Raw genomic sequence first — 19,167 nt, forward strand, 5'->3', positions numbered from 1 at the left:
ACCCCGATGCGCGGGCCGAGCGCGGCGCCCGCCTGCTGCGCCAGCGCATCGGCGGCACGCACCCGCGCCGCGGCGATCGCGACGTCGGGCGATCCTGCCAGCCCCTCGTCGATCAGCGCCGTCAGCTGCGCGTCGCCATAGGCCTGCCACCAGCCCTCGGCGGGCCACTGGCCGGTCGCGTCGGCAAAGGATGTGCTCGAGGCGAGCGACTCGGCAGCGACGGGGACGGGTTTCGGACCGACGTCGGGGGTGCTCACGCAGCCCGCAAGCAGGCCGAAAAGCGCGGTTGTCAGAAAAAATCTTTGGGGCATGGCGTCCAACGATACTAGCTGGTATCATGCGCAGATGAACCCGGAACGATAAGTTGTCAATCGAAATGATACCAGACAGTACGGTCACCCTCGACGATGCCGCCGCCGCGCGGCGCAAGGCGTTCGTCGATGCCGCGCGCACCCTCTTCTTCGCGAACGGCTACAGCGGCACCACCATGTCGTCGATCGCCGCGAAGGTCGGCGGGTCGAAGACGACGCTCTGGACCTATTTTCCGTCGAAAGAGGATCTGTTCGCGGCGGTGGTCGACGATATCGTCGGCGACTATGGCAAGGCGCTGCACGTCGACCTGCCCGTCGACGAACCCGTCGTCGACGTGCTCACGCGCTTCGGCAACGTCCTGATGACGACGCTCATTTCGACGCCGCTGCTGTCGCTCTTCCGCCTCGTCGTCGGCGAGGCCGAGCGTTTCCCGCATCTTGCCGAAACCTTCTACGACCGCGGCCCGCGCCGCGGCAAGGCGCGCGCCGCCGTCTGGGTCGCCGCGAAGATGGCGCGCGGCGAGCTGCGGACGGGCGACCCGATGCAGGCGGTCCGCCACTTCGCGGGGCTCTGCCAGTCGGGCCTCTACCAGCATGCCGTGCTCGGCCTGCCCGAAGGCCGCGAAACCGCGCGCCTCGCCGCCGAGGTCGATGTCGCGGTCGCCACCTTCTACCGCGCCTGGGGGCCCGAGACGCGCTGACCGCTCAGCGCGGATGCCGCTTTGCGAGCGCGATCCCCGCCAGATTCTGCGCGCGCCCGACATGGCGGATGCGCGGCGCGGGTCCGTCGCCGACCAGCGCCCGGAACGTCGCAAGATGCGCCGCCGCCGATCCGCGCGCCGGCGCTACGCCATTCGCCTGCGCCACCACCCCCGCCGCATCGCCGAGCAGCACGAAGCCGGTCAGGCCCCGCGCCTGCGCCAGCCGCAACGCCGCGATCAGCGCCAGCCATTCGGCGTCACCGCTGCCGCCCTGCCCCGCGTCGCTTTCGACACGCGCCACCCCGCCGCAGACGACGGCGATCTCGATCGTCCCCGGATTGGGCCGCGCACCGCCGTCGAAATATATTTTGGTCCGGGCCCTGGTCACCCGTCCCGTCTAGCGGCTCAGAACTTTCCGCGCACCGAGAAAGCGAAGACCGGGCCGATCAGCCGGTCGCGCTCCTCGACGAAGGCGATATCGCTTTGCCCGCGCACCCCGGTATAGACGGTGCGGTCGCGCCGCGATCGGGCATTCAGCGCGTTGGCGATCTGCGCCCGCACGGTCAGCCCCGCGACATTCTTGTGCTCGACATAGGCGGCGGCGAACCACGGCCCCTCCCACGTCCGGTCGATCTGGTTGCGCCGGTAATTGGGCTGGTTGTGGGAATAATTGGCACTCGCGCCCAGGGCGATATCGCTGCCCGGAATATCGTACCGCGTGCCCAGTTCGATCACGGTATCGGTAAACCCGCTCCACTGCCGTTTCTCGAGGGTGAAAGGATCGCGCAGCGAACTTTTCTGGAACAGCACGCGCGTCTCGAACTTCATGCCCTTGATGCCCGCAGGGTCCATGTTGATCGTCGAGGTCCAGTCGATCGCTCCCGCCTTCGCCTTGGCGATATTGCCCACCGCCTCGCCGCCGCCCGGGACCGGCACGACATCGACGCGGTCCTCGACGTCGCGATAGATCAGGTTGATCTTGGTCGATCCCCAGGCGCCGAACTTCTTGTTGATCTCGGCCTCGTAACTCCAGTCCTGCTGCGGCCTCAGGTCGTTGTTGCTCTCATTCTGGTTGCCGTCGTTGAGGAAGGCGCGCGCTAGAAAGTCATAGAAGGACAGCTGCAGCACGCGCCGCCGGATCTTCAGCGACACGTCGAAATCGGCGGTCGGGGTCCAGGCGAGCGACAGCGACCCCTTGGGCCGGAAAAAGGTGCGCGTCAGGCCGTTGATCCCGGTCTGGGTGATCGTCGAATGTTCGGCGCCCGCGATGATCTGGAACGACAATTTGTTCGTCAGCTTGCGCCCGAAGCTCAGTAGCCCTTCGTAACGATCCTCGCTGACCCCGCCGGTGCCGCCTGGGAATGGCACGTCGACGAACGCGCCCGACGGGTCGAGCACCGCGATCGACGCGACATTGTCGAGCGTATTGAACGCCGCCTCGCCCGACAGCTGCCAGTCGCCGCCGAACATCTTCCACTGATATTCGCCGCGCGCGATCGTCTCGCCGAGGTCGCCGGTCTGCGCAAAGCGGTCGCCGGTGGCGATGCCGCCCTCGGGTGTCGTGACGATTTCCTGCAAATAGGGTTCGTGGCTGAACCGCCGCAACCCGATCAACTTCAATTTGCCCGGACCGGCGCGGAACTGGAAATCGCCGCCGAGCTCGTAATTCCAGCTGTCGGCATTCTCGTACACCGTGCGCACCCGGTCGGGCTGGCCGGGACCGGTACGCACGCCATCCTCATAATAGCGGTCATATTTGCGCTGATAATGGCCGCCGAAATTGGCGACCGTGTCGCCCGCCGGGTCCCAGGTGACGCGCCCCGACAGCTTGGGCGTGTCATAATGGGTGTTCCAGATATCCTTGCGCTGCTCGATGACATTGCCCGCGCCGTCATAGATGATCGTCGGGCCGCCCGCGCCGCTGCGCGCCGATTCGTCATTGTTGAGCGCCGCCTCATATTCGAGGTCGCCCGAGCGCCCGCGGATCGACACGTCGCCGCGCGTGAACAGCGGGTCGGTATAATGGGCGCGAAATTCGGGTTTCCACGAAAACTGGCCCGAGAAGCTCGCGGCGCGATAGACGATATTGGCGACCTGTCCCGACAGGCCAGGGATATCGAGCGTCGCGCCGTCGACGATCTCGATCCGCTCGACATTGCCGGCGGGGATACGCGTCAGTTGCGTATACATGTCGTCGCCCTTGTTCGATGGCCGCTCGCCGTTGAACAGGACATTGCCCGTCGCCTGCCCCAGCCCGCGCAGATTCTCGTTGTCGCGGATCGCGAAGCCGGGAAGCTGGTTGACCATGTCATAGGCGTTTTTCGGCGCGTAGCGCGCGAAGTCGGCGGGCGTGTAGACCTGCCGCGCGGTCGTTGCGGCGCCTGCGGGGACCTCTGTGGCGACAGGCGGCGGGGTGTCGCCGGTCGGCGGGGCTTCGCTCGACGGGACATCCTGCGCCGCCGCGGGCATCGCGACGAGCACCGCCGCGATCGCGATAAAGCTGGCTGCGATTCTCACCGGGCCGCCTCCGCGCGGCGGTTCATCGCCTTCGCATAAGCCCCGGTCACGCCCATCGCCTTCATCCCGATCACATCCTCTGCCGATAAGTCTTCATATCCCGCCGCCGCCAGCTCGCGCACATAGTCGCCGGTGACGCCCAGCGCCTTCATCGCCGTCGCATCCTCGACCGACAGTTTCGAAAAGCCTGCCGCGTTGAGGTCGCGGGCATAGTCGCCCGTCACCCCCAGCGCGCGAAAGGCGACGGCATCGTCGATCTTGCCGAGCGCCAGCGACGTGCCCTTGAAGCCGCGCACGAATTCGGGGGTCACCTCGAGCGCGCCGGCCGCGATCAGGTCGTCGGCGTCCTTGGGCTTCACCCCTTCTGCCGCCAGCCCGTCGGCGAGCTCGATCGTCGCATCGACGATCAGCATCGCGAACAGGTCGTCGCGCTTCCCGGGCGTCAGTCCGCGCGCCGCGAGCGCCCGCTCGAACTCCGCATCGGGCGCAAAGCTGCACGTCCCGCGTCCCGCAAAAGCGCGCGTCAGCGTACCCGTGCAGTCGAGCGTGCCCGATTCATGCGCCACCGAAAACCGCACCGGCCCGCTGCCGCCGAGCGCTGTGCGCGCACCGTCGAACTCGGGCCGCTTCGCCGCAAGCGCATCGTCGAGCGACAGGTCGCTGCTCGACTTGCGATGCTCGAGCCGCAGCTTGGGCGCCCCCGCCTTGCCGGCATCGGCCTCGACGGTCCAGCGGACCTCGCCCTTTTCCTGGGCCGCAGCGGTCGCCGGCTGGCCGGGTCCGGCGCACGCCAGCACCGACATCAAGGCCAGGCTCGACACGATGATCATCTTCTTCATGGCAACACTCCTCCCTTCGTGCGCCAGACGAGCGTCCCCGCTCGCCGCCGCAACGACGTTTCAAAAGAAACTTTCGATCAGTGACCTGTTGGTGCGGACGAACGTCCGGACGTCAGGGGTCGGGCACGGGCAAAGGCCCGGCCATCAATATTCGGGCGGCTCCGGCGGTTCGGGCGCTTCGGGGATTTCGATCCGCGCGACCTTCCCGTCGGCCGACCGTGCCTCGATCACCCCGCCGGGACCGACGCGGACGGTGGCCGATTTCGGACCCTTGGGACCCTTCGCGTCGTGCGGCCGGCGCGGCGGCGAGACCGCGCGGAGCGCGATCGCATCCTCGGGATCGCGCAGCGACACCCCCGATTTGCGCATGTCGCGAATATAGGCGCCATCGACCCCCATCGCGCGCATCCCGGTCAGGTCGTCGAGATTGACGTTGGGGAAATAGGACTGGATCTCGCGCGCATAGGAGACATCGACCCCGACCGCCGCGGCGCCGATCATGTCGCCGACATCGGCGCGCGGGAACAGTCGGCGCATCTGCGCGATATAGGCGGCGTCGACCCCCGACGCCTTGGCGGCGATCACGTCGTCGGCGTCGATCGACCCGCCGCTCGCGCGCATTTCCTCGATATAGGCGGGCGTCACGCCGACCGCGCGCATGCTCACCAATTGTTCGGCGGTCAGCTTCTCCTGCCGCGCGGTGGCGGCCTCATCCTCGGCGACCGCCTGCGCGGCCTTGGCCGACTGCGCCGAAACAAGCGCCTTTTCCTGTGCGACGACCGCAACCGCGCGCGCCGTCTCGGCGGCCTGTTGCGCCTCGGGCGCGGTCGCCGAGAAGGCCGCGAGCGGCACCGTCAGCCCGACCAGCAGCAACAGGCTGCCCAGCATCCAGCCGCTGCTCGCCGGCCCGCGCTTCAGGCTGCCGTCGAGCACGCGGGTGATCCGCCGCTTCAGGCTGCTCTTGGCAGGCGCGACGCCATGCGCGGCCAACAAAGCAGCCTTATTGTCGTGGCGCGCCGCGCCGACCAGCAAAGTCGCATAATCGGGGCCGTCGATGTCGGCCATCAGCACCGCGTCGTCCGCGGCTTCCTCGCGCAGCTGGTGACTCTCGCGCGCCAGCATCCAGACGAAGGGGTTGAACCAGAAGACCGCGCAGGCGACGCGCGCGCCGAGCAGCTTTGCCCAGTCGAGCCGCGCCACATGCGCCAGTTCATGCGCAATGATCGCCTCGGCCTCGCCGGTCGCCTGCACCGCCTTGGGGCTCAGCACGATCGTCGGGCGCAGCACGCCCCAGCTGATCGGCGAGCGCAATTCCTCGCTCACCAAGAGCGCGGTGCCATGTTTGAACCCCATGCGCCGCTGCGCCTCGGCGAGCGCCGACAGCCACGACGGCTGCACCAGCACCTCGGCGCGGCCGCGCATCGCGAACAGCCGGACCACCGCGAGCAACATCACGCCGAACAGCAGGACGAGCGGGATCGCATAAAGAAAGGGCGCGACGTCGCCGAGCGACGCCAGCACGACCGGCGGCGAACCGCCCGCATCCACCACGACAGGGACTGAGGTCGTGGCGGGCACGGCGATATCCGCCACCGGTCCCCCTGTTGTCGCAAGATCGCTCGCGGCGAGCGCCGCCGGTGCTGCCGCGGCGAACCATTCGGCGGGCAGCGGCGCCCATGTCGGGAGCAGCAGGATCGCGGCGGGCAGCGCGAGCAGCGCGAACAGCCCGCTATGCGCGATCATCGAGCGTTCGCCCGACGAGCGCGATCGCGCAAGCCGCAGCAGCAACAGCGTGCCGCCCGCGACCGCCGCCGATTTCCACGCCAGGCCCAGCAGTGCGGCGCCATCGATCATCATGTCCGGCATCATTTTGCCCTCCCTTCGCGCGCCTGCGCGATCAGTTTTTCCAGCTCGTCGAGTTCGGACCCGCTCATCTCGTCCTGCATGCCGAGCAAGGCGGCAGCGGCGCTCGTCGCCGATCCGTTGAAGAAGACGCGCACCACCTGTCCCAGCGCCGACTTGCTCGCCGCCTTTTCGGGAACGCTCGGCGCATAGAGGAAGCCGCGATCCGATGCCTCGCGCGCCACAAAGCCCTTGGCCTCGAGCCGCTTGAGCATCGCACGGATCGCCGAGCCCGACAGTTCGTCGGCCAGCGCCTCGCCGATCTCGGTGACCGTGGACGCGCCGCGCTCATAGAGGATGTCGACGATTTCGCGTTCCCGCGGCGGCAAACTGGACAACATTCGAATCACCTCATGCGCTACATTTGTAGCGTGCTACATTTGTAGCGCGACCTTGGCAAGGGGTTTTATTCGAATAATACAGACCGGCCTCGGGAGACCCGGTTGACCGCCCGCCGCTTAAGGTTCAGACCCGCGCCATCCAGTCGAACAAGGGGCATGATATCTATGCGTAAACTCGCGATTCTGGGGGCCAGCCTCCTCGCCCTCGCCGCCCAGTCCGCCGCCGCCCAGGACGCCGCGCCCGCGCCCGCCGCGACCGAAACGCCCGCCGCACAGGCGCCGATGTCGGCCTCCGCAACCGGCAGCGCGCGCACCGCGCCCGAACGCCGCCTGACCGGCGCCGACCTGTTCGACCTCGCGATCGCCTCCGATCCGCAGATCAGCCCCGACGGGCGCCATATCGCCTATGTCCGTCGCCAGAACGACATCATGTCCGACCGCGCGCTGAGCTCGATCTGGCTGATCGACACCACGACCGGCGCCGAAACCCCGCTCGCGGGCCGCAGCGGCGGCGCCTTCTCGCCGCGCTGGTCGCCCGACGGCAAGCGACTCGCCTTCGCCTCGACCGAGGGCGGCAGCGCACAGCTCTGGGTCCACTGGCTCGACGGCGGCGAAGCTGTCCGCCTCACCGGCCTCCCCACCAGCCCCTCCTCGCTCGCCTGGTCGCCCGACGGCAAGTCGATCGCCTACACGATGCTCGTCAAGGACGACGGTCCGTCCTTCGGCTCGGCACCGAAGAACAAGCCCGAGGGGGCGCAATGGGCCGAGCCGCTCGAGGTCCGCGACCTGCTCACCTACCGCGCCGACGGCGCCGGCTATCTCGAACCGGGTTTCGAGAAGATCTTCCTTGTCCCCGCCACCGGCGGCGCGCCGCGCCAGCTCACTTTCGGCCCCTATCACGACGGCGGCCCCCTGAGCTGGTCGCGCGACGGGCGCACGCTCTATTTCGCCGCGAACCGCAAGCCCGACTGGGAACGCGACCCGGTCGAAAGCGAAATCTACGCGCTTGACGTCGCGAGCGGCGGGGTCACCGCGCTCACCGACCGCAACGGCCCCGACGCGAATCCGCTCGTCTCGCCCGACGGCGGCAAGATCGCCTGGGTCGGCTTCGACGACCGGATGAGCGCCTATGAGAACAACCAGCTCTACGTCATGAACCGCGACGGATCGGGCAAGCGCAGCCTGACCGCAAACTGGGATTACAGCGTCGATGCGGTGCAATGGTCCGCCGACGGCAAGTCGCTCTACGCGCAATATGACGACCATGGCGAAACCTATATCGCGCGCATCGGGCTCGACGGATCGGTGCGCAAGGTCGCATCGGGGCTGTCGGGCGGCGGGATCGACCGGCCTTACACCGGCGGCAGCTTCACCGTCTCCGACGGCGGCGCGATCGCCTTCACCGGCGGCACCGCGACGCGCCCCGCCGAGGTCCAGCTCGATCGCGGCGGCACATCGCGCATCCTCACCGATCTCAACCGGTCTTTGCGCGAAGTGAAATCGCTCGGCGAGGTCCGCAAGATCACGACTGCCTCCAGCCATGACGGCAAGACGATCGAGGGCTGGCTGACGCTGCCGCCGGGCTATCGCGAAGGGCAGCGCGTGCCGCTGATCCTCGAAATCCACGGTGGCCCCTTCACCGCCTATGGCCCGCATTTCTCGACCGACAACCAGCTCTATGCCGCGTCGGGTTACGCCGTCCTCTCGTCGAACCCGCGCGGCTCGACCAGCTATGGCGCCGCCTTCGCGAAGGAAATCGACAAGGCCTATCCGGGCAACGACTATTTCGACCTCATCAGCATCGTCGACCGCGCGGTCGAGCTCGGCATCGCCGATCCCGATGCGCTTTTCGTCACCGGCGGCTCGGGCGGCGGCGTGCTGACCAGCTGGATCGTGGGGAAGACCAAGCGCTTCAAGGCCGCGGTCACGCAAAAACCCGTCATCAACTGGACGACGCAGGCGCTCACCGCCGACGGCCCCGGCTTCTTCGGCCCCTATTGGCTCGGCGCCGAACCGTGGGAAAAGCCCGAACTCTTCTGGTCGCTGTCGCCGCTGTCGCTCGTCGGCAACGTCGAGACCCCGACGATGGTGATCGTCGGCGCCGAGGATTATCGCACCCCGGTCAGCGAGTCCGAGCAATATTATACCGCGCTGCGTCTGCGCGGCGTGCCGACCGCGTTGATCAAGATCCCCGGCGCCAGCCACGGCGGCATCGCCGCACGCCCGTCGCAATCGGCGGCCAAGGCGTCGGCGATCCTCGCCTGGTTCGAAAAATACCGGAAGGGCTGGACGCGCCCCGCGGGCGAGTGAGGCGGCGCCCATGAAAAGCGCCGTCACCGCCGCCGCCCTCTTCCTCGCCGCGCTGGCCATCCCCGGCGCGGCACAGGAACCCGCACCCGATGTGCTGACCTTCGTCGATCCGATGATCGGCACCGGCCCCGAAGGCCATACTTTCCCCGGTGCCACCGCACCCTTCGGCATGGTCCAGCTCTCGCCCGACACCGACGCGACGTGCCAGATCCGCGACTGCTACGCCAATGCCGCGGGCTATTCATACAACGACCCGACGATCCAGGGCTTCAGCCACACCCATTTCTCGGGCGCCGGCCATTCGGATCTCGGCGACTTCCTCGTCATGCCGCAGGTGGGCCCAATTGCCAGCGTCCAGCTCGACCCCGGCGATCCGAAGAAGCCCGGCTCGGGCTATCGCCAGCGCTTCGATCACGCGACGGAAAAGGCCAGCCCCGGCTATTATGCCATCACCCTCGCCGACAGCGGCATCCGCGCCGAGCTCACCGCCGGCACCCGCGTCGGCATCCACCGCTACCGCTTCCCCGCTGGGCAGGAGGCGCATCTCCTCCTCGACCTGCGTTCGTCGCTCTACGACTATCCGGGCAAGATCCTCTGGTCGGGGCTGCGCCGCCATGCCGACGGCACGATCACCGGCTTTCGCGAGACGCGCGGCTGGGCGCCGGGGCGCAAGCTCTATTTCGCGATGCGCTTCTCGCACCCGCTCTATGGCCACGCCTTCCTCGATCGCGACGAGAAGATTCCGTATAAGGGCTTTCAGGGCCCGGGCCGCGGCAGCGACGCGCTCGCCGAAAAGCTCGGCAAGGCGCTCGAGGCGCGCTTCGACTTCGGCGAACTCAAAAACCCGCTCGAGGTGCGCGTCGCCATCTCGGGGGTCGACGAGGCGGGCGCGATCGCCAATCTCGACGCCGCCGAAAAGGAGGGTGCGGGTTTCGATCAGGTTCGCGCCCGCACCGAGGGCGCCTGGCGTCAGGCGCTCGGTGCGGTGCAGATCGAGGCGCCCGCGCCGATGCGCACCAACCTTTATACCGCGCTCTACCACAGCCTGCTCGCCCCCAGCATCTGGAGCGACGTCGACGGCCGCTATCGCGGTCCCGACGACGCCGTCCATGTCGCGAAGGACTTCAGCTTCCGCTCGACCTTCTCGCTCTGGGACACCTTCCGCGCCCAGCATCCCCTGCTCACCCTCGTCCAGCCCGAGGCGACGACGACCGACGTCGTCCAGTCGCTTCTCGCGAGCCAGCGCCACAGCCCGCACGGCATCTTGCCCGTCTGGCAGTTCCACGGGCGCGAGACCTGGACAATGATCGGCTATCACGCGGTCCCCGTCATCGCCGACGCCTATATGAAAGACCTCGGCGATTTCGGCGCCGATGATGCGCTCGACGCCATGGTCGCCAGCGCCGAATATGCGCCCTACGGCGGGCTCGGCGACCATATGAAGCGCGGCTATGTACCGATCGACCGCGAGCCCGAAGCCGCGTCGAAGACCGTCGAATATGCCTATGACGACTGGACCATCGCGCGCATGGCCGAAAAAATGGGCCGCACCGACATTGCCGACCGCTTCTACAAACGTGCCGGCTATTGGCGGAACAGTTTCGATGCCAAGACCGGCTGGCTGCGCGCGCGCAAGGCCGACGGCAGCTTCCGCACCCCCTTCGACCCCACCGCGATCAATTACGGCTCGGACTATACCGAAGGCAATGCCTGGCAATATTCATGGTTCGTGCCGCAGGATCAGGCCGCGCTCTTCCGCATCCTCGGCGGAGACGACAAGGCCGTCGCCAAGCTCGACGCGATGTTCGACTATGACAACAGCAAGCTCGACTACAGCCACGCCGAGGATATCGCGGGCCTGATCGGCCAATATATCCACGGCAACGAGCCGAGCCACCATGTCGCCTATCTCTACAACTACGCTGGCGCGCCGTGGCGCACGCAGGAGCGGCTGAAGCAGATCGTCGACAGCCAGTACAAGCCCACCCCCGACGGCCTGTCGGGCAATGACGACCTCGGCCAGATGTCGGCATGGCTGCTCTTCACCGGTCTCGGCTTTTACCCCGTCGCCCCCGCGTCGAACCAATATGTCCTCGGCCGCCCCTTCGTCGACCGCGCGGTGCTGGCGCTGCCCAACGGCAAAAGCTTCACCGTCGAGACGATCGGGCTGTCGGACGCCAACCCCTATGTCGGCAAGGTCGAACTCAATGGCAGGCCGCTCGCGCGCAGCTGGATCACCGACGCCGAAATCCGCGCCGGCGGCACATTGCGCTTCACGATGCAGCCGACCCCGAACAAGGCGTGGGGCAAGCCGGCGGAGGCGAGGCCCTATTCGATGTCGACCGCGAAATAGTTCAGGCGCGCGTCTCGGACCGCGCCCGCACCGCGTCGAAGTCGTGCCGCACCAGCATTTCGCCGTTGCACCACACCGGCACCAGCAGATCCTCACCCGCCGCGACACTGTCGAGCCGCGCCGCAACCATGCGCCCTTCGCGCATAACCACCGCCTGCCGCCCGGCCTTGCTCGCCTTGCCGGGGTCGGTGCTCGGCATCTTGAACACGTCGCGCCACTCGCCGCGATCGTCCTGCATCGCATTGGCCTTCATCGCAAAGCGCAGCGTGTCGCGATTGACATGCTGCAACATGCCGCCGCCCATGCCGAAGGCGATATTGTCGATCGCAAAGCCCTCCTCAATCATCCGTGCGACCAGCCGCCCGATGCTGCTCTCGGTCATGCCGTCGCCCTGGATCACCCGGACATGCGGGTCGAGCACGCGGTAACCCTTGGAGTTCACCGTCCCGCCGAACTTGTCCCACAAGGTCTTGACCGTGCGGAGCGGGGTTTCGATCGGGTCGCCGCTGTCGGGGCGCACAACGAGCGTACCATGCCGGCCCAACACCTTGTCACGCAGGCTGCCGCCCCAGATGCCCGCGACCGCGGCGTCGAGGTCGTAGCTGTCGGAAACGACCGCGACGATCCGCCCTTCGCCCTCGAACCGGTCGAGCATGTTGCGATAGGCGTCCTCCTCGCGCGCCCGGCCCCAGCTCGTCATCGTGCTATGTTCGGCCGCCGGGATAGAAAATCCCGCCATGTCCGCGCCATAATAGCGCCGCGCCGCGAGCAGCGCCTCCATCGTGTCGGTGCCCTGGAAATTGACCAGATGCGCCATGCCACCCAGCCCCGCGCTTTCGGCAGAGGACACGCCGCGCGCGCCGAAGTCGTGGAGCTTGAAGGGCAGTTGCCCCTCCACGTCGTCGCTGCTCTTTTCCAGCCCGGCGCGGATCACTTTTTTGCACTTCCAGCTCAGGGTCGCAACCGTCGTCGGATACCAGATCGCGCGCAGCATCGCGGTCTCGATGAAGGTCGTCAGCCAAGGCATGCGCGGGTCGGTGTTCTCAAGTTGCACCAGCGGCACTCCCGTGGGCACGATCATCCCTTCGGGCAGCGCCTTGATCTCGAGCGGCAGGTAACCGCCATGGTCGGCAACGATCGCCTCCCACCCCGCACGGTTGAACGGCACGCCGTGCGCCATGCAGATCGCCTCGCCCTCGTCGATGTCGGCGCGCGTCACCGCCTGCGTGAAATAGTCGAGCAGCAAGGGCTGCAACCCCAGAAAGACGGTACTGTCGGAAAAGGGGTTCGGCCGCGCTTCGACATAGGCGCTGATCACGCGCGCCTCGGGCGGATATTGCAGATAGTGGCTCTGCTTGTAGCTGTCGGTCGCCAGGATCGGGTTTTTCATGATGTGAACTCCTCACATGTCTCGATGTCGGCGGGACTCCCCCGCCACGGGATTACAGGTCGGCCATCTCTTCGATGATCGACCAATGGTCTTCAAAGAACATCTCGGGGCGAAGGTCGCCGAGCCGGTACCAGCGTGCATGCGCCGCATCGTCGCCGCCCTTCACCGCGAACAGCTTACGCCGCTCGGGCAGGCGGAACAGATAGGCGTGGGTGATCACGCGACCGCGCAGACTGCGGTTCGGGGCATCGAACACCCGCGTGCGATGATCCTCGATGAAGCTCGCGAGCATCGCGGGCGGGATCTGCCCCTTGCCGTCGCTGATCCCTGTTTCCTCGCGCAGTTCGCGGATCGCCGCGTCGCGGATGCGTTCGCCCGCGTCGACGAAGCCGCCGGGCAGCGCAAGCAACCCCTTGCCCGGCAGCCGTCCGCGCTCGACGAGCAGGATGTGGCCAGACTGGACGACTACCGCGTCGGCGGTGACGAACGGCCCCTTGCCCCACTGCTCGGGGTAGTCGGCGAGATACTCGCTCTCTTTGAGCAGGGTGCGGAAGGTCTCGCCCAGCTTGAACGCCTCCATCCACGCCGCCACGTCGGGGGTCAGGATCGACGCAGGCACTTCGGGGATGCGCTGGAAAAAGCGCCGCCGCACATCGGTCGAACTGAAGGTGCCGTACTGGCTGTCGATCTGGATATTGTCCCATTCGGGAAACAGCCGGAGATAATAGGAGGACGCATCCTTGCCATAGCCGGTCAGCGCGACCGTGAAATCGGCGAGCCCGTGGCTGCCGAAGCCATGTCCGTTGCCGACGTCAAGGATGATGCGGTTCACCCGCCGCTGAACCTCGGTCACCCAGGCGGTGTCCGAATAGAGATGATCGTCGAGCGGTTCGACGATCAGCCGTTCCTCGGCAATCTCGTGCCGAAAGGCGGCGCGCAGCATCGCGGCGCGTTCGTCGAAGGTGAAGGGATTGCGCGGGTCGCGCGCGACATTCGCCGATCCGATCAGGACGATCAGCCGCCCGACCTGGCCCAGCGCCTGGCGGATGACATGCTCATGCCCGATATGAAGCGGTTGAAAGCGTCCGATAAAGACGCCGAAATCGGCCCCACCCTTTGCACTGTCATGGACCATCGTTCGAGACTCCCTCGATCCTTATCTTCCCGGACTCCCCGGAAACGAAACGACTCCGATTCGATGCCGCTGACCTACTTATATGCATTTGACATATATCTAGTCAAGATATAAGCTGGCAACCATGTCACAATCCTATGATCCCGGCGCCTTCCCGCCGCTCGCCGTAACCGTCGATCTCGTCCTGATGACCGTGCAGAACGGCCATCTGGCGGTTCTGCTCCAGCGGCGCAGTGAGGCGCCGCACAAGGACGAGTGGGCGCTCCCCGGCGGCTTCGTCGGGATCGACGAAAGCCTCGACGACGCCGCGCAGCGCATCCTCGCCGACAAGGCCGGGCTTAAAGATGCCTGGCTCGAACAGCTCTACAGCTTCGGCGACCCTGGCCGCGACCCGCGGATGCGCATCGTCACCATCGCCTATTTCGCCTTGCTACCCGCCGCCGAGCTGTCCGCCCCACTCGCCGCGCGCAGCGACCTGATGTTGGCGCCGCTCGATACGCTGCCACCGCTCGCCTTCGACCACCGCACGATCATCGATCACGCCGCCACGCGCCTGCGCGGCAAGCTTGACTATGCCCCTGTCGCTTTCGCCCTGCTCCCGCCGCGTTTCACGCTGCGCGCCTTGCAGGACGTTCATGAAGCGATCCTCGGCATCTCGCTCAACAAGCCCGCTTTCCGCCGCCGGATGATCGACACCGGCTGGATCGAAGGCACCGGCGAAAAGGAAAGCGGCGGCGCTTTCCGCCCCGCAGAACTCTATCGCGTCAAGCCGCGAGCCAGTTGATCGCGCCGATCCCCGCCAGAACCAGCCCCGCCAGAACCTCCCCGACCAGCACCAGCGCCATCGCCCCCGGCGCCGACCGCGCGCGTGCCGGCTCCGCCTCGCCGCTCAGCGCGCGCCACGCCGCCGTCATCGCCGCGAACGCCGACCGCTCGCGCAGCAACAGGCGGTGCGCGACGAACGCCCCTGCCACCGGCACCCAGCCGATCAGTGCGAGCGCCTCGACCACCGGGAACAGCGCCCACAACGCCGCTGTCAGCAGGATCGAAAAGGCGACGACGGCAAAATAGAGCCGGCTGAAATGCAGCCGTATGTCGCTCATCACCCGATAACGGATCAGCAGCGCATCCCTGTCCATCATTCCCCCTCGCGCTTCGCCATGCCGCTGATATACCGGCCGCATCCGATGGAGAGAATGTCGATGCGCATTGCCCTGGTCAACGTCCCGCATCCCGCCATCGGCAGCCGCATCCCCGACGAACATCTCCCTCCGCTCGGCCTGCTCTGCGTCGGCGGCCCGCTGATCGACGACGGCCACGACGTGCGCCTGTTCGACGGCGAATTCGGTCCCGTCCCGCTCGATACGCTCGCCGCCGACATCGCCGCCTTCGCCCCCGACGCCGTCCTCTTCGGCCATTCGGGCTCTTCCTCGGCGCAGCCGATCATCAGCGCGGTCGCCGCGATGATCCGCGCCGCGCTGCCCAACGCCGCCATCGTCTATGGCGGCGTCCACCCGACCTATCACTGGCGCGACATCCTCGCCGCCGACCCGAACGTCGACATCATCGTGCGCGGCGAGGGCGAGGCAACCGGCGCTGCGCTCTTCGCGGCGCTGCGCGCGCAGGCGCCGATCGACGCCATCCGCGGCCTCGCCTTCCGCGATGCCGGCGGCCGCGCGGTCGCCACGCCGCCCGCCGCCGCGATCGCCGATCTCGACGCGCACCGCATCGGCTGGGAGCTGATCGACCACAGCCGATACTCCTATTGGGGCGGCAAGCGCGCGGTCGTCGTCCAGTTCTCGCGCGGCTGCCCGCATCTGTGCAATTATTGCGGCCAGCGCGGTTTCTGGACCCGCTGGCGCCACCGCGATCCGCAAAAGCTCGCCGCCGAAATCGCGCATCTCCACCGCGAGCACGGCGTCGAGGTCTTCAACTTCGCCGACGAAAATCCCAGCGCCGGGCGCAAGCCGTGGAAAGCCTTCCTCGAAGCGCTGATCGCCGAAGACATCTCGGTCACCCTCGTCGGCTCGACCCGCGCCGACGACATCGTGCGCGACGCCGACATCCTCCACCTCTACAAACAGGCGGGCTTCGAACGCTTCCTGCTCGGCATGGAGAATACCGACGAGGCGACGCTCAAGCTGATCCGCAAGGGCGGCACCGTCGCCGCCGACCGCGAAGCGATCCGCCTGCTGCGCCAGCACAATATCCTGTCGATGGCCACGTGGGTGGCGGGCTTTTCGGATCAGGGCGGCCGCGACCTCTGGCACGGGCTCAAACAGCTCATCGATTACGACCCCGACCAGATACAGGCGCTCTACGTCACCCCGCACCGCTGGACGCCCTTCTTCGGGCTCGCGTCGGACCGGCGCGTCGTGCAGGACGACCGCACCAAATGGGATTACAAGCATCAGGTCCTCGGCATGGACCGGATGAAGCCCTGGCGCCTCTTCCTCTGGGTCAAGGCGATCGAGGCGGCGGCACAGCTTCGCCCGCGCGCGCTCCGCCGCTGGGCATGGAACCCCGATCCGAAGATCCGCCACGCGATCCGCTGGTATTACCGCATGGGCCGCCGCGTCTGGTTCCACGAGATCATGGGTTTCCTCTTCCGCGACCGCACCGCCGACCGCGGCCTGACGCTTGCCGAGTTCGCGGGCGCGACGCTCGAGGCGGAGGAGGAATCGATGGTCGTCGAGCGCCGCCCGCGCGCCGCCTGACGCCCCTTCCCTTCCGCGTGCCGCAATCTATTGAGAGAGCCGTACCGCAAGAAAGTCCCGCCGATGCCGATCATGGCCGCCCGCCATTACAACCAAGGCCAGCTCGTCCGCGAACTCGGTCCCGACGACATCATTCCCGAGGATTGCGACACCGGCGATTTCTTCTGGCTCGGGCTGTTCGAGCCGACCCCTGACGAACTTTCAGGAATCGCCAAACGCTTCGGTCTCCATCCGCTCGCGGTCGAGGATGCGCTCAAAGCCAGACAGCTCCCCAAGGTCGAGGTCTATGGCGACCAGCTTTTCGTCATCGCCGCGACGGGCAACCGCGAGGGTGACACGATCCAGTCGGGCGAGACCGCGATCTTCGTCGGCCGCCATTTCATCGTCACCGTCCGCCACGGCTCGGCACGCGCGCATACCGAGGTTCGCGCGCGGCTCGAAACGCTGCCCGCAAAGCTGGCGCACGGCCCCGACTATGTCCTTTATGCGATCCTCGATTTTATCGTCGACGGCTATTTCCCGGTCGTCGACGCGATCGAGGACCAGCTCCTCGCGCTCGAGGAAAGCGTCATGGACACCCCGCTCGACGCCGACGAAATCCGCCATCTCTACAAACGGCGGCACGAGATCATCCGCTTCCAGCGCCTCGTCGGGCTGATGAAGGAGGTCGCCTGGCGGCTCGTCCATGCCGAGGATCTGCCGTGGATCGACGAAGCGGTGCGCCCCTATTTCCGTGACATCTGGGACCATGTCCAGCGCGCCGAATTCCGCCTGTCGGGGCTGCGCGAAATCACCGCCTCGGTGGTTGAGACCAATTCGCTGCTCGAACAGCAGCGCCAGGGCGTCATCACCCGCCAGCTCGCCGCCTGGGCCGCGATCCTCGCGGTCCCGACCGCGATCGCCGGCATCTACGGCATGAATTTCGACTTCATGCCCGAACTGGGGTGGCAGCTAGGCTATCCCTATGCGCTCGGGCTGATCTTCGGCGGGTCGGCGCTCGTCTTCTGGCGCTTCAAGCATATCGGCTGGCTCTAGCGCGGCGAACGAATGTCAGCCTTGGGGTGGGGAGCGGACTTCCCCAAAATCGTCGCCCCCGCGAAGGCGGGGGCCGCCGTCGGTTTACGGAACGATGCAGTAGAAGGCCGCTAGCGGCCCCGCCTTCGCGGGGCGACGTCCATTTTCGGTCGCAATCCGTCATTCCGTCCCCTTCGGCACCCACTTCCCTTTCGTCCGGCTCGTCAGATGGAAGCGTCCGCACCGCTCGCACCGATAGGCGCGCAGCACCAGCCCGTTCGCCCGCGCCGCGCCCATCGCCTCGTCACGGGTCGCGTACCGCGCCTTGCGCGCGCAGATGCTCGCCCGCGTGCGCATCGCGTCAGCGCCGCGTCGCCGCCCAGTCGATCGGCCCCGTCGCGAAGCGTTGCCGCAGATTGCCGAGCGCCATCGCATTGCCGCCCTCGAAAAAGCCGACCAGTGCGCGCCCGCCGTCGCTGTCGGGATAGCCGCGCGAGGTGAGCCGCACCCGCGTCTGCGCCCCCGCCGGCTCGATCTCGAACAGGCTGTCGACCTTCTGATAATCGTCCCAGTGCGGAAAACCCGCCGGCGCCTTCACCGTCCGGAACGCGAGGCTCCGGCCCGCCACGCGCGCGCCGAAGCGCTGCCGGATCGTATCGGGGCCGCCCGGTTTCGCGGCGAGATCATAGCTCGTCTCGATCAGGTCGGGATCGCCCGGCGACACCCAGGCGACCGGCACCGCCCAGGTCATCCAGCCCCCGGCGGTCGAGATCGCGGTCCACACCTCGGGCGGCGGCGCGTCGACCAGTATCTCGTGCACCATCGTCGTCGTCGCGTCGGCCTCGACGGTCTTGCTGACCTTCACCTCCTGCGCCAGCGCCGCGCCCGGCGCCGCGAACAGCAGCGCTGCCGCCAGCCCGACCGCCAGCGCGCGCATCAGGCGAGCACCTTCGCCATCATCCGCTCTTCCTTGGCGACCCACGGCGCGAAGCTCGGACGCGCAAGGATCGCCGCGCTCCACGCCGCAACCTTCGGATGCGTCGCCGCATCGACCACGCTGCCGCAATGTTTGAAGTTCATCAGCGGCGAGGCGACCGCAAGGTCGGCGAGCGTCAGCCGGTCGCCGACGAGGAACCCCGACGCCGGGATCGCGCTTTCGAGATAGTCGAGCAGTTTCGGTAGCTCCTCGCTCTCGGCGAGCGCTGCGGCGGCGAGGTCGCCCTCGCGCCCGAGGAATTTGGGGGCGACGATGCGGTTGAAGAACATCTTGCCGCTGCACGCCGCGAACACCGTGTCACCGAACTCCTCCCACCAGATCACTTGTCCGCGTTCCTGCGGGTCGGCGGGGATCAGTTCGGGCGCGGGGTGCTTCGCCTCCAGATATTGGATGATCGCGCTCGAATCGGCGAGCATGAAGCCGTCGTCGTCCATCGCCGGCATCTTGCCGAGCGGCGAAGCGGCCCGGAACCCCGGGTCAGGATCGCCGATGCCGACGCCCTTCAGCTCGAATTCGATCCCCTTCTCGCCCAGATAGGCGAGCAGCTTGCGCACAAAAGGCGACACCAGCGAACCATAGATAATCATCGAACTGCTCCCGTTTTTCTTGTCCTCCGTTCTACGCTCCGGAGGACAAACTG

At 67.2% G+C, this 19,167-nt stretch carries 16 protein-coding genes and 1 pseudogene; 6 read left to right on the top strand and 11 right to left on the bottom strand.

What is annotated here, in order from left to right; genetic code table 11:
* Positions 1-257 (bottom strand): annotated as a pseudogene (locus tag B1A78_RS08735) (multidrug transporter); the annotation flags it as partial.
* 119 nt (positions 258-376) lie between these two features.
* On the opposite strand from B1A78_RS08735, the gene B1A78_RS08740 reads away from it, so the two are divergent.
* Positions 377-1,012, top strand: coding sequence for a TetR/AcrR family transcriptional regulator (locus B1A78_RS08740; RefSeq protein WP_077146584.1), 636 nt, complete (start codon positions 377-379; stop codon positions 1,010-1,012).
* A gap of 4 nt (positions 1,013-1,016) precedes the next feature.
* Here B1A78_RS08740 and B1A78_RS08745 read toward each other — a convergent pair whose 3' ends face one another.
* The 5 genes from B1A78_RS08745 to B1A78_RS08765 all read right to left on the bottom strand — a co-directional run bounded on the left by B1A78_RS08745 (position 1,017) and on the right by B1A78_RS08765 (position 6,611).
* Positions 1,017-1,400 (bottom strand): reverse transcriptase-like protein, encoded by a 384-nt coding sequence (locus B1A78_RS08745; protein ID WP_256837537.1) that lies wholly within the window; start codon positions 1,398-1,400, stop codon positions 1,017-1,019.
* 17 nt (positions 1,401-1,417) lie between these two features.
* Positions 1,418-3,529 carry a TonB-dependent siderophore receptor gene (locus B1A78_RS08750; RefSeq protein WP_077146585.1) on the bottom strand — a complete coding sequence of 704 codons (2,112 nt, stop codon included), beginning with the start codon at positions 3,527-3,529 and terminating at the stop codon, positions 1,418-1,420.
* A complete protein-coding gene (locus tag B1A78_RS08755) occupies positions 3,526-4,368 on the bottom strand; it encodes a hypothetical protein (RefSeq protein ID WP_077146586.1) in 843 nt (280 codons plus the stop codon). The genes B1A78_RS08750 and B1A78_RS08755 overlap by 4 nt, the downstream gene beginning before the upstream one ends.
* 144 nt (positions 4,369-4,512) lie before the next feature.
* Complete coding sequence (locus tag B1A78_RS08760; RefSeq protein WP_083733990.1) at positions 4,513-6,237, bottom strand: M56 family metallopeptidase; 1,725 nt, start codon at positions 6,235-6,237, stop codon at positions 4,513-4,515.
* On the bottom strand, positions 6,234-6,611 hold the full coding sequence (locus B1A78_RS08765) for a BlaI/MecI/CopY family transcriptional regulator (RefSeq protein ID WP_077146588.1): 378 nt from the start codon (positions 6,609-6,611) through the stop codon (positions 6,234-6,236). The genes B1A78_RS08760 and B1A78_RS08765 overlap by 4 nt, the downstream gene beginning before the upstream one ends.
* 165 nt (positions 6,612-6,776) lie before the next feature.
* Between B1A78_RS08765 and B1A78_RS08770 the strand changes: the two genes are divergently transcribed.
* Together B1A78_RS08770 and B1A78_RS08775 are read left to right on the top strand one after the other, a co-directional pair.
* Entirely contained in the window at positions 6,777-8,921 is a 2,145-nt protein-coding gene (locus B1A78_RS08770; protein ID WP_077146589.1) for a S9 family peptidase, read from the top strand.
* Positions 8,922-8,931: 10 nt separating this feature from the next.
* Entirely contained in the window at positions 8,932-11,274 is a 2,343-nt protein-coding gene (locus tag B1A78_RS08775; protein ID WP_077146590.1) for a GH92 family glycosyl hydrolase, read from the top strand.
* A 1-nt stretch (position 11,275) separates the two neighbouring features.
* Here B1A78_RS08775 and B1A78_RS08780 read toward each other — a convergent pair whose 3' ends face one another.
* Together B1A78_RS08780 and B1A78_RS08785 are read right to left on the bottom strand one after the other, a co-directional pair.
* The gene (locus tag B1A78_RS08780; RefSeq protein WP_077146591.1) at positions 11,276-12,664 is read right to left on the bottom strand and encodes a nicotinate phosphoribosyltransferase; all 1,389 of its coding nucleotides are present in this window, start codon (positions 12,662-12,664) and stop codon (positions 11,276-11,278) included.
* A 52-nt stretch (positions 12,665-12,716) separates the two neighbouring features.
* Positions 12,717-13,799 carry a bifunctional nicotinamide-nucleotide adenylyltransferase/Nudix hydroxylase gene (locus tag B1A78_RS08785; protein ID WP_077146592.1) on the bottom strand — a complete coding sequence of 361 codons (1,083 nt, stop codon included), beginning with the start codon at positions 13,797-13,799 and terminating at the stop codon, positions 12,717-12,719.
* A gap of 124 nt (positions 13,800-13,923) precedes the next feature.
* Here B1A78_RS08785 and B1A78_RS08790 point away from each other — a divergent pair, with 124 nt between their 5' ends.
* A complete protein-coding gene (locus B1A78_RS08790) occupies positions 13,924-14,583 on the top strand; it encodes an NUDIX domain-containing protein (protein WP_077146593.1) in 660 nt (219 codons plus the stop codon).
* Here B1A78_RS08790 and B1A78_RS08795 read toward each other — a convergent pair.
* Positions 14,564-14,938, bottom strand: coding sequence for a hypothetical protein (locus B1A78_RS08795; RefSeq protein WP_077146594.1), 375 nt, complete (start codon positions 14,936-14,938; stop codon positions 14,564-14,566). The two genes, B1A78_RS08790 and B1A78_RS08795, sit on opposite strands and share 20 nt — an antisense overlap.
* A 63-nt stretch (positions 14,939-15,001) precedes the next feature.
* On the opposite strand from B1A78_RS08795, the gene bchE reads away from it, so the two are divergent.
* Complete coding sequence (gene bchE, locus B1A78_RS08800; RefSeq protein ID WP_077146607.1) at positions 15,002-16,516, top strand: magnesium-protoporphyrin IX monomethyl ester anaerobic oxidative cyclase; 1,515 nt, start codon at positions 15,002-15,004, stop codon at positions 16,514-16,516.
* A gap of 63 nt (positions 16,517-16,579) precedes the next feature.
* A complete protein-coding gene (locus B1A78_RS08805) occupies positions 16,580-17,551 on the top strand; it encodes a magnesium and cobalt transport protein CorA (RefSeq protein WP_077146595.1) in 972 nt (323 codons plus the stop codon).
* 340 nt (positions 17,552-17,891) lie between these two features.
* Here the strand turns inward: B1A78_RS08805 and B1A78_RS08810 are convergent, their stop codons facing one another.
* The gene (locus B1A78_RS08810; RefSeq protein ID WP_077146596.1) at positions 17,892-18,467 is read right to left on the bottom strand and encodes an SRPBCC domain-containing protein; all 576 of its coding nucleotides are present in this window, start codon (positions 18,465-18,467) and stop codon (positions 17,892-17,894) included.
* Positions 18,467-19,114 carry a glutathione S-transferase family protein gene (locus B1A78_RS08815; RefSeq protein ID WP_077146597.1) on the bottom strand — a complete coding sequence of 216 codons (648 nt, stop codon included), beginning with the start codon at positions 19,112-19,114 and terminating at the stop codon, positions 18,467-18,469. Before B1A78_RS08815 ends, B1A78_RS08810 begins: the two co-directional genes overlap by 1 nt.
* Positions 19,115-19,167: the final 53 nt, after the last annotated feature.

It is taken from the genome of Sphingopyxis sp. KK2, assembly GCF_001990265.1.
GTDB lineage: Bacteria > Pseudomonadota > Alphaproteobacteria > Sphingomonadales > Sphingomonadaceae > Sphingopyxis.

Coding starts and splice junctions, on each gene's coding strand:
- B1A78_RS08805 (WP_077146595.1), top strand. CDS start 16,580: ATGCCGATCATGGCCGCCCGCCATTACAACCAAGGCCAGCTCGTCCGC.
- B1A78_RS08760 (WP_083733990.1), bottom strand. CDS start 6,237: ATGATGCCGGACATGATGATCGATGGCGCCGCACTGCTGGGCCTGGCG.
- B1A78_RS08785 (WP_077146592.1), bottom strand. CDS start 13,799: ATGGTCCATGACAGTGCAAAGGGTGGGGCCGATTTCGGCGTCTTTATC.
- B1A78_RS08815 (WP_077146597.1), bottom strand. CDS start 19,114: ATGATTATCTATGGTTCGCTGGTGTCGCCTTTTGTGCGCAAGCTGCTC.
- bchE (WP_077146607.1), top strand. CDS start 15,002: ATGCGCATTGCCCTGGTCAACGTCCCGCATCCCGCCATCGGCAGCCGC.
- B1A78_RS08810 (WP_077146596.1), bottom strand. CDS start 18,467: ATGCGCGCGCTGGCGGTCGGGCTGGCGGCAGCGCTGCTGTTCGCGGCG.
- B1A78_RS08795 (WP_077146594.1), bottom strand. CDS start 14,938: ATGGACAGGGATGCGCTGCTGATCCGTTATCGGGTGATGAGCGACATA.
- B1A78_RS08765 (WP_077146588.1), bottom strand. CDS start 6,611: ATGTTGTCCAGTTTGCCGCCGCGGGAACGCGAAATCGTCGACATCCTC.
- B1A78_RS08775 (WP_077146590.1), top strand. CDS start 8,932: ATGAAAAGCGCCGTCACCGCCGCCGCCCTCTTCCTCGCCGCGCTGGCC.
- B1A78_RS08740 (WP_077146584.1), top strand. CDS start 377: ATGATACCAGACAGTACGGTCACCCTCGACGATGCCGCCGCCGCGCGG.
- B1A78_RS08755 (WP_077146586.1), bottom strand. CDS start 4,368: ATGAAGAAGATGATCATCGTGTCGAGCCTGGCCTTGATGTCGGTGCTG.
- B1A78_RS08780 (WP_077146591.1), bottom strand. CDS start 12,664: ATGAAAAACCCGATCCTGGCGACCGACAGCTACAAGCAGAGCCACTAT.
- B1A78_RS08770 (WP_077146589.1), top strand. CDS start 6,777: ATGCGTAAACTCGCGATTCTGGGGGCCAGCCTCCTCGCCCTCGCCGCC.
- B1A78_RS08790 (WP_077146593.1), top strand. CDS start 13,924: ATGTCACAATCCTATGATCCCGGCGCCTTCCCGCCGCTCGCCGTAACC.